Genomic DNA, 9,115 nt, shown 5'->3' on the forward strand with positions numbered 1-9,115 from the left:
GCGGTGGTGGAATACGACGAGGCGACGCCGATCCTGACCATCGACGACGCTCTGGCCGCCAACAGCCGGTTCGAGGACGGCCCCCGCATCTGGGCGCGCGGCGACACCGAGGCGGCGCTGAAGGCGGCGCCGCGCGTGGTCGAGGGCAGCTTCGAGATCGGCGGGCAGGAGCATTTCTACCTGGAGGGCCAGGCCGCGCTGGCTTTGCCGCAGGAAGGCGGCGACATGATGGTGCATTCCTCGACCCAGCACCCGACCGAGATCCAGCACAAGGTGGCCGACGCGCTGGGGCTGCCGATGCACGCGGTACGGGTCGAGACGCGGCGCATGGGCGGCGGCTTCGGCGGCAAGGAAAGCCAGGGCAACGCGCTGGCGGTGGCCTGCGCGGTGGTGGCCGCGGCGACCGGCCGGCCGGCGCGGATGCGCTACGACCGCGACGACGATTTCGTCATCACCGGCAAGCGGCACGATTTCCGTATCGCCTACCGCGCGGGCTTCGACGACGACGGCCGGCTGTCGGCGGTCGACTTCGTGCAATACACGCGCTGCGGCTGGTCGATGGACCTGTCGCTGCCCGTCGCCGACCGCGCGATGCTGCACGCCGACAACGCCTATTTCGTGCCCAACTTCCGCGTCGAGAGCCACCGGCTGCGCACCAACATGCAAAGCGCCACCGCCTTCCGCGGCTTCGGCGGGCCGCAGGGCATGGCGGGGATCGAGCGGGTGATGGACCACGTGGCCCATGCGCTGGGGGCCGATCCGCTGCAGGTCCGGCGGGTGAATTACTACGCAGGCGTTGATGGGGGCGCTGCCCCCGCGCCTGCGGCGCCCCCCCGGGATATTTCCGGAGAGAAGAAGACCGGGGACGGCGCCCAGGCCCCCACGGTGACGCGCGGCGCGATGGAGGAGGACGTGGCCTCGCGCGGGGCGCAAGCGGTGACGCCGGTGCACGAGGGACACGCGGCGACGGGCGTGCAGACCACGCCCTACGGCATGGCGGTCGAGGATTTCATCCTGCACGAGATGACCGACGTGCTGGCCGCGCGCGCCGATTACGCGGCGCGCCGGGCGGCGGTGGACACGTGGAACGCCGCCAACCCGGTGCTGAAGCGCGGGCTCGCGCTGACGCCGGTGAAGTTCGGAATCTCGTTTACGCTGACGCATCTCAACCAGGCGGGCGCGCTGGTGCATGTCTACCAGGACGGCTCGATCGCGATGAACCACGGCGGGACCGAGATGGGCCAGGGCCTGTTCCAGAAGGTGGCGCAGGTGGCGGCCGACCGGTTCGGCGTCGGGATCGAGGCGGTGAAGATCACCGCGACGGACACCGCCAAGGTGCCGAACACCTCGGCCACGGCGGCCTCGTCGGGCTCGGACCTGAACGGCATGGCGGTCAAGGCCGCCTGCGACGAGATCCGCGACCGGATGGCCGCGCACCTGGCGGCGCTGCACCAAGCAGACGCGGGCAGCGTGCGCTTCGAGGGCGGGCAGGTGCATGTCGGCGGCGAGGTCATGACCTTCGCCGAGGCGGCCAAGGAGTGTTATCTCGGCCGGGTCAGCCTGTCGGCGACGGGGTTCTACAAAACGCCCAAGCTGGAATGGGACAGGATCAAGGGCAAGGGCCGGCCGTTCTTCTACTTCGCCTACGGGGCGGCCTATTCCGAGGTGGTGGTGGACACGTTGACGGGCGAGCACCGGATCCTGGCGACGCACATCCTGCACGATTGCGGGCGGTCGCTGAACCCGGCGGTGGACCGCGGCCAGATCGAGGGCGGCTTCGTGCAGGGCGCGGGGTGGCTGACCTCCGAGGAGCTGGTCTGGGACGATCAGGGCCGGCTGCGCACGCATGCGCCGTCGACCTACAAGATCCCGGCCTGCTCGGACCGGCCGGACGTGTTCGAGGTCGACCTGTGGGACGGCGAGAACCGCGAGGAGACGATCTATCGGTCCAAGGCGGTGGGCGAACCGCCGTTCATGCTGGGCATCTCGGTGCTGATGGCGCTGTCGGACGCGGTGGCGGCCTGCGGCGACGCCTACCCGGCGCTGGACGCGCCCGCCACGCCCGAGCGCGTGCTGGCGGCGATCGAGCGGGTACGCGGTGTTTGATCTCGGCGCCCTGCGCCGGGCCGTCGAGGCGCGGGGCCGCGTCGCGCGGGTGGTGATCGCCGAGATCCGCGGCTCGACCCCGCGCGAGGTGGGGGCCGCGATGCTGGTCTGGGACGGCGGCCAGTCGGGCACGATCGGCGGCGGCGCGCTGGAATTCGAGGCGGCGAAGGCGGCGCTGTCGCGCACCGGGCTCAGCCGCCATCCGCTGGGCCCGCAGCTGGGCCAGTGCTGCGGCGGGTCGGTCACGCTGCTGACCGAGCACTACGACGCGGACGCGGTGGCGGCGCTGGAGGGATGCGACGTGATAGCGCGCGGGCCGGGCGCGCGGCCGCTGGCGGTGGCGCGGCTGCTCGATCGCGCGCGGGCGCGCGGCGAGGCGCCCGAGGCGCAGCTGGTGCAGGGCTGGATGGTCGAGCCGGTCGCGCGGCCGGGCCGCCCGCTGTGGATCTGGGGCGCGGGGCATGTGGGCCGCGCGCTGGTCGCCGTGCTGGCGCCCCTGCCCGACTTCGCGCTGACCTGGGTCGACACCGCGCCGGACCGCTTTCCCGAGGCCGTGCCCGAGGGCGTGACGGTCGTGCCGGTGGCCGAGCCCGCCGCGCTGATGCCGCGGGCACCGAAAGATGCCGCGCACCTGATCCTGACCTACAGCCACGCGCTGGACCTCGAGCTGTGCCACGCGGCGCTGCGCCACGACTTCGGCTTCTGCGGCGTGATCGGCTCGGACACCAAGTGGGCGCGCTTCCGGTCGCGGCTGGCGGTGCTGGGGCATGCCCCTGCCGCGATCGACGGCATCACGTGTCCGATCGGTCGCAAGGACCTGGGCAAGCACCCGCAGGCCATTGCCATCGGGGTCGCGGCGCAGCTAATCACCATGCAAACGGGGGACATGCGGGCTTGGCCGACACGCTTCTCAGAATTCGGGGCCTGACCAAGGCCTATCCCGGCGTCGTCGCCAACGACGACGTGAGCTTCGACATCCGCGAGGGCGAGATCCACGCCCTGCTGGGCGAGAACGGCGCGGGCAAGTCGACGCTGGTCAAGATGATCTACGGGCTCGTGGCACCCGACCGCGGCGGGATGGAGCTGCGCGGCGCGCCTTTCGCGCCCGGCAAGCCGTCCGAGGCGCGGCGCGCTGGCGTGGCGATGGTGTTCCAGCACTTCTCGCTGTTCGATGCGCTGGACGTGGCCGAGAACGTGGCGCTGGGGATGGAGAATCCGCCCAAGGCGCGCGATCTCGCCCGTCGCATCCGCGACGTGTCGGAAACCTACGGCCTGCCGCTCGACCCGTACCGGATCGTCGGCACGCTGTCGGCGGGCGAACGCCAGCGGGTCGAGATCATCCGCTGCCTGCTGCAGGACCCACGCCTGCTGATCATGGACGAGCCCACCAGCGTGCTGACCCCGCAGGAGGTCGAGATCCTGTTCGAGACGCTGCGCAAGCTGCGCGCCGAGGGCACGGCGATCCTGTACATCTCGCACAAGCTGGAAGAGATCCGGACGCTGTGCGACCACGCCACGATCCTGCGCTTGGGCAGGAAGGTCGCGACCTGCACGCCGGCCGAGACCTCGGCGCGCGAGCTGGCCGAGATGATGGTGGGCTCGAGTTTTGCCGCGCCGCAGGCGCGCGCGCACAAGCCCGGGGCGCTGCGCCTCGAGCTGCGGGGGCTGTCGCTGAAGGCGCCCGGCGCCTTCGGCACGCCGCTGCGCGACGTGTCGATGCAGGTGGCGGGCGGCGAGATCCTGGGCATCGGCGGCGTCGCCGGCAACGGCCAGGACGAGCTTCTGTCGGCGCTGTCGGGCGAGCGTCGCGCGCCCGCGGGGTCGGTCTGGCTGGAGGGGCGGGACATCAGCCGCGCGGGCCCGGTCGAGCGCCGCGAGGCCGGGTTGCTGACCGCGCCCGAAGAGCGGCTGGGCCACGCCGCGGCCCCGGACATGAGCCTGGTCGAGAACGGCGTGCTGACCGCGTCGAAGCGCAAGGCGCTGGTGCGGCGCGGCTTCATCGACTGGACCCGCGCCAAGGGTTTCGCCGAGGCGGTGATCGAGCGGTTCGACGTGCGCACGCCGGGCCCGCACGTGGCCGCGCGCGCTCTGTCGGGCGGCAATTTGCAGAAATTCGTCGTCGGCCGCGAGATCGTGCAGGACCCCGAGGTGTTGGTGGTCAACCAGCCCACCTGGGGCGTGGACGCGGCGGCCGCGGCGGCCATCCGGCAGGCGCTGCTGGACCTGGCCGCGCAAGGCGCCGCCGTGGTCGTGATCAGCCAGGACCTGGACGAGCTGATGCAGATCGCCGACCGGTTCGCGGCACTCAACGAAGGGCGCCTGTCGCCCGCGCGGCCGGTGGCCGAGCTGAACATCGAGCGGATCGGCCTGATGATGGGCGGCGCGCACGACCTGGAGGTTGCCGATGCGGCGCATTGATGCCCGCCCGCGGGGCGCGGTCGCGATCCGTGGTGTCGCAGGGGGGCCAGCCCCTCTGACCCCCTGGGATATTTCAGGACCAAAGAACGCCGGGCGCGGGGCGGTGACGCGCGCGGGAGGCGCGGCATGATCCGGCTGGAGAAGCGGCCGCAGCCCTCGCGCGGCTGGACGCTGGCGACGCCGGTTCTGGCGGTGATCGCGACGATGGCGGCCGGCGGCATCCTGTTCGCCTTCCTCGGGGCCGACCCGCTGGTGGCGATCCGCACGATCTTCTGGGATCCGCTCTTCAACCCGCAATTCGCCGGCTTCACGCGGCCGCAGCTTCTGGTGAAGGCCGGGCCGCTGATCCTGATCGCGATCGGGCTGTCGATCGGCTTTCGCGCCGGCATCTGGAACATCGGCGCCGAGGGGCAGTACATCATGGGCGCGGTCTGCGGCGCGGCCGCGGGCCTTGCCGTCTACCCGTCCGACAGCGTGCTGGTGTTCCCGCTGATGATCCTGGCGGGCGCGCTGGGGGGCTGGGCCTGGGCGATGATCCCCGCGGTGCTGAAGGTGCGCTTCGGGACCAACGAGATCCTGGTGTCGCTGATGCTGGTCTACGTGGCCGAGAACATCCTCGCCTCGGTCAGCTCGGGCCTGCTGCGCAACCCCGAGGGGCGCGGCTTTCCCGGCTCACGCAACTTCCGCAACTGGGAGGCCGCGCACAATGCCGAGCTGATCCCCGGCACCGGCATGCACTGGGGCGTGGTCGCGGCCTTCATCGCGGTGATCCTGGCCTACGTGCTGATGGCGCGGCACATCCAGGGCTTCAACATCCGCCTGACCGGCGAGGCGCCGCGCGCGGCGCGCTTCGCGGGCGTGAGCCCGGCGCGGATCGTGCTGGTGTGCCTCGGCACCGCGGGCGTGCTGGCGGGCCTCGCGGGCCTGTTCGAGGTGACGGGTCCGGCGGGCCAGATCAGCATCGACTTCAACTCGGGCTACGGGTTCACCGCGATCATCGTGGCGTTCCTGGGCCGGCTGCACCCGGTGGGCATCCTGCTGGCCGGGCTGCTGATGGCGCTGACCTATATCGGCGGCGAGCTGGCGCAGCTGATGCTGGGCCTGCCCGGCGCGTCGATCCAGCTGTTCCAGGGGATGCTGCTGTTCTTCCTGCTGGCGATGGACGTGTTCACCAATTACCGGCTGCGGCTGGGCCGTGCGGAGGTGGCGTGATGGATCTGTCCTCGATCTCGGTGGTGCTGCTGGTCGCCTCGATCATGGTGTCGGCGACACCCATCCTGCTGGCCGCCATCGGCGAGATGGTGGTCGAGAAATCGGGCGTGCTGAACCTCGGCGTCGAGGGGATGATGATCACCGGCGCGGTGGTGGGCTTCGCCTTCGCGGTCAACACCGGCAGCGCGGTGCCGGGCTTCGCCGCCGCCGCCTGCGCATCGGCCCTGCTGGCGCTGGTCTTCGGGGTGCTGACCCAGCTGACGCTGTCGAACCAGGTGGCGACGGGGCTGGGCCTGACGCTGGCGGGCCTCGGCCTGTCGGCGCTGATCGGCAAGCCCTACGAGGGGATGAAGTCGCCCACGCTGCCCAAGCTCGACATCCCGGTGCTGGGCGACCTGCCGGTGCTGGGACGGATGCTGTTCGCGCACGACGCGATGGTCTACCTGAGCCTGCTGCTGGTGCTGGCGGTCTGGGCGTTCCTGAAGTTCACGCGCGCCGGCCTGATCCTGCGCGCGGTGGGCGAGAGCCACGACAGCGCGCATGCGCTGGGCTACAAGGTCGTCGTGGTGCGGCTGTGCGCGATTGTCTTCGGCGGCGCCTGCGCGGGTCTGGGCGGTGCCTACCTGAGCCTGGTGCGCGTGCCGCAATGGACCGAAGGCATGACCGCGGGCGCGGGCTGGATCGCGCTGGCGATCGTGGTCTTCGCGTCGTGGCGCGCGGGCCGCGTGCTGGTGGGCGCGTACCTCTTCGGCGGCGTCACTGTGCTGCAGCTGAACCTGCAGGCGGCGGGCGCGGCCGTGCCGGTGGCGCTGCTGTCGGCCTCGCCCTACGTGGTGACGATCATCGTGCTGGTCGTGATCTCGGCCCGCGGGGTGCACGGCGCGCCGGCGTCGCTGGGCCGGCCGTTCCACGCGGCGCGCTGATGCGCGCCTAGGCGGTTCCGTCACGATAGCACGGCGGAATCGTCACTTGGCCCTTGCTCCGCGACCCGCCAAGCGGCGATGATCGCGGCAAAACAACGATCCATCAGAGAGGGAAGACTCGATGCTCAGAAGAACGCTCCTCACCACCGCCGCGCTGACCGTGGCGCTTGCCCCCGCGGCCTTCGCCCAGGACGATCCGGTCACCGCCGGCTTCATCTACGTGGGCCCCGTGGGCGACGGTGGCTGGACCTACGAACACGACCAGGCCCGCCAGGCCGTGGAAGAACATTTCGGCGACCAGGTCGAGACGATCTTCCAGGAAAGCGTGCCCGAGGGCGCCGACGCCGAACGCGCGATCACGCAGATGGCGCTGTCGGGCGCGGACATCATCTTCACCACGTCATTCGGCTACATGGAGCCGACCATCGCCGTGGCCGAGAAGTTCCCGGACGTGAAGTTCGAGCACGCCACCGGCTACAAGACCGCCGACAACGTGAGCACCTATTCCGCGCGCTTCTACGAGGGCCGCGCGATCCAGGGCCACATCGCGGGCAAGATGACCGAGACCAACAAGATCGGCTACATCGCGTCCTTCCCGATCCCGGAAGTCATCCGCGGCATCAACAGCGCCTACATCCACGCCAAGAAGGCCAACCCGGACGTCGAGTTCAACGTTGTCTGGGCCTACACCTGGTTCGATCCGGCGAAAGAGGCCGACGCCGCGCGCGCGCTGATCGAGAACGGCAACGACGTGATCCTGCAGCACACCGACTCGACCGCGCCTCAGGCCGCGGCGCAGGAAGCGGGCGACGTCATCACCTTCGGGCAGGCCTCGGACATGGCGGAATACGCGCCGACGCCGCGGGTCTCCTCGATCATCGACAACTGGGCGCCCTACTACATCGACCGCGTGCAGGCGGTGATCGACGGCACCTGGGAAAGCCAGCAGGTCTGGCAGGGCATCGGCGAAGGCATGGTCGGCATCGGCGAGATCACCGACGCGGTGCCCGAGGACGTGAAGGCCGAGGCGCTGGACCTCAAGGAGCGGATCGCGTCGGGCGAGTACCACCCGTTCACCGGCCCGCTCAACCGGCAGGACGGCTCGGCCTGGCTGGCCGACGGCGAGACCGCCGACGACGAGACGCTGCTGGGCATGGACTTCTACGTCGAAGGCCTGTCGGGCGACATCCCCAACTGATCGCGCCCCATCGCGCGGATCGCGGCCTCGCCCCTCCGGGCGGGGCCGTTTTCGTTTCGGGCGTCTTCTGGGGGCTTTGCCCCCGTCCGCTTGCGCGGACTCCCCCAGGATATTTGTGGACCAAAGAAGGCGCGGGATGGTGCTCTTGCATTTTTGGAACGTTCCATCAATGATGCAGGCACGGTTTCGGAGGAGATTCGGGCATGAAATGGGCGCTGATCGGAGCGAGCCGCATCGCGGCGGGGCACATGATCGGGGCGTTCCGCGCGCAGCCCGGCGGCGAGGTGACGGCGGTGCTCAGCGCGGATGCGCGGCGCGGCGCGGCCTATGCCGAGGAGCACGGGATCGCGCGATCCTTCGACGATCTGGGCACGCTTCTGGCCGAGGCGGATTGCGACGCGGTCTACATCTCGACCACCAACGAGAAGCACCACGAACAAGCGCTGGCGGCGATCGCGGCGGGCAAGCACGTGCTGTGCGAAAAGCCGCTCGCGATGAGCGTCGCCGACGCGGTGCGCATGGTGCGCGCTGCCAAGGAGGCGGGCGTGGTCTTCGCCACCAACCACCACCTGCGCAACGCGGGCGCGCACCTGGCGATCCGCGACCTCGTCGCGTCCGGGCGGCTGGGGCGTATACTGTCGGTGCGGGTGTCCCACGCGGTCAATCTTCCGCAGGCGCTGCGCGGCTGGCGCATCACCGATGCGGCCGCCGGCGGCGGCGTGATTCCCGACATCACCGTGCACGACGCAGACACGGTCCGGTTTCACCTCGACGAGGACCCGGTCGAGGTGGTGGCGCAGATGACAGCGTCGGGGCTGGGCCAGGGGGTCGAGGACAGCGTCATGTCCGTCTGGCGGATGCCATCGGGCGTGATGGTGTCGACGCACGAAAGCTTCACGCATCCCTTCGCCGGCACCGGGATCGAGATTCACGGCACCGAAGGCGCGGTCGTGGCGCGCGAGGTGATGGCCCAGACGCCGCAGGGAAGCGTCACGTTGGTCGACGCCGATGGCCGCTACGACGTGCCGTTCGAAACGCACGACCTCTACGAGCGGTCGATGCGCCTGTTCGAGGCCGCGGTGCGGGGCGAGGGCCGCCCTTCGGCCGATGGCTGGGACGGGGTCAAGTCGCTGGCGGTGGCGCTGGCCGTGCGCGAGGCGGCGCGGACGGGTGCCGCGCAGACCATCGATTACGGAGTCTGAAGAATGGGCAAGATCGTCTCGGCCGCCGACGCGGTGGCGCGGATCAAGGACGGCGC

Annotated in this window: 7 protein-coding genes; all 7 read left to right on the forward strand. The window is 70.7% G+C overall.

Translation table 11 applies throughout. The features are described from left to right. A partial coding sequence (gene xdhB / locus ACFDTC_RS06355) for a xanthine dehydrogenase molybdopterin binding subunit (RefSeq protein ID WP_375258041.1) occupies nt 1-2,106 on the forward strand: 2,106 nt, incomplete at its 5' end. Then, a complete protein-coding gene (gene xdhC / locus ACFDTC_RS06360; RefSeq protein ID WP_375258042.1) occupies nt 2,099-3,034 on the forward strand; it encodes a xanthine dehydrogenase accessory protein XdhC in 936 nt (311 codons plus the stop codon). The genes xdhB and xdhC, both read left to right, overlap by 8 nt. Then, nucleotides 3,001-4,524 (forward strand): ABC transporter ATP-binding protein, encoded by a 1,524-nt coding sequence (locus tag ACFDTC_RS06365; RefSeq protein WP_375258043.1) that lies wholly within the window; start codon nt 3,001-3,003, stop codon nt 4,522-4,524. Before xdhC ends, ACFDTC_RS06365 begins: the two co-directional genes overlap by 34 nt. Nucleotides 4,525-4,650: 126 nt before the next feature. Continuing rightward, nucleotides 4,651-5,736, forward strand: a complete 1,086-nt coding sequence (locus ACFDTC_RS06370; RefSeq protein WP_375258044.1) for an ABC transporter permease — start codon at nt 4,651-4,653, stop codon at nt 5,734-5,736. Then, a complete protein-coding gene (locus ACFDTC_RS06375) occupies nt 5,736-6,659 on the forward strand; it encodes an ABC transporter permease (RefSeq protein WP_375258045.1) in 924 nt (307 codons plus the stop codon). The genes ACFDTC_RS06370 and ACFDTC_RS06375 overlap by 1 nt, the downstream gene beginning before the upstream one ends. A gap of 121 nt (nt 6,660-6,780) precedes the next feature. Next, nucleotides 6,781-7,857 carry a BMP family ABC transporter substrate-binding protein gene (locus ACFDTC_RS06380; RefSeq protein WP_375258046.1) on the forward strand — a complete coding sequence of 359 codons (1,077 nt, stop codon included), beginning with the start codon at nt 6,781-6,783 and terminating at the stop codon, nt 7,855-7,857. 203 nt (nt 7,858-8,060) lie between these two features. Further along, nucleotides 8,061-9,059 carry a Gfo/Idh/MocA family protein gene (locus tag ACFDTC_RS06385; RefSeq protein ID WP_375258047.1) on the forward strand — a complete coding sequence of 333 codons (999 nt, stop codon included), beginning with the start codon at nt 8,061-8,063 and terminating at the stop codon, nt 9,057-9,059. The last annotated feature ends 56 nt before the right edge of the window (nt 9,060-9,115 follow it).

This window comes from Citreimonas sp. (assembly GCF_042096055.1).
Taxonomy (GTDB): domain Bacteria; phylum Pseudomonadota; class Alphaproteobacteria; order Rhodobacterales; family Rhodobacteraceae; genus Citreimonas.

Excerpts from the sequence above, each read along its gene's own strand:
- ACFDTC_RS06380 (WP_375258046.1), top strand. The coding sequence starts at position 6,781 with ATGCTCAGAAGAACGCTCCTCACCACCGCCGCGCTGACCGTGGCGCTT.
- ACFDTC_RS06375 (WP_375258045.1), top strand. The coding sequence starts at position 5,736 with ATGGATCTGTCCTCGATCTCGGTGGTGCTGCTGGTCGCCTCGATCATG.
- ACFDTC_RS06385 (WP_375258047.1), top strand. The coding sequence starts at position 8,061 with ATGAAATGGGCGCTGATCGGAGCGAGCCGCATCGCGGCGGGGCACATG.
- ACFDTC_RS06370 (WP_375258044.1), top strand. The coding sequence starts at position 4,651 with ATGATCCGGCTGGAGAAGCGGCCGCAGCCCTCGCGCGGCTGGACGCTG.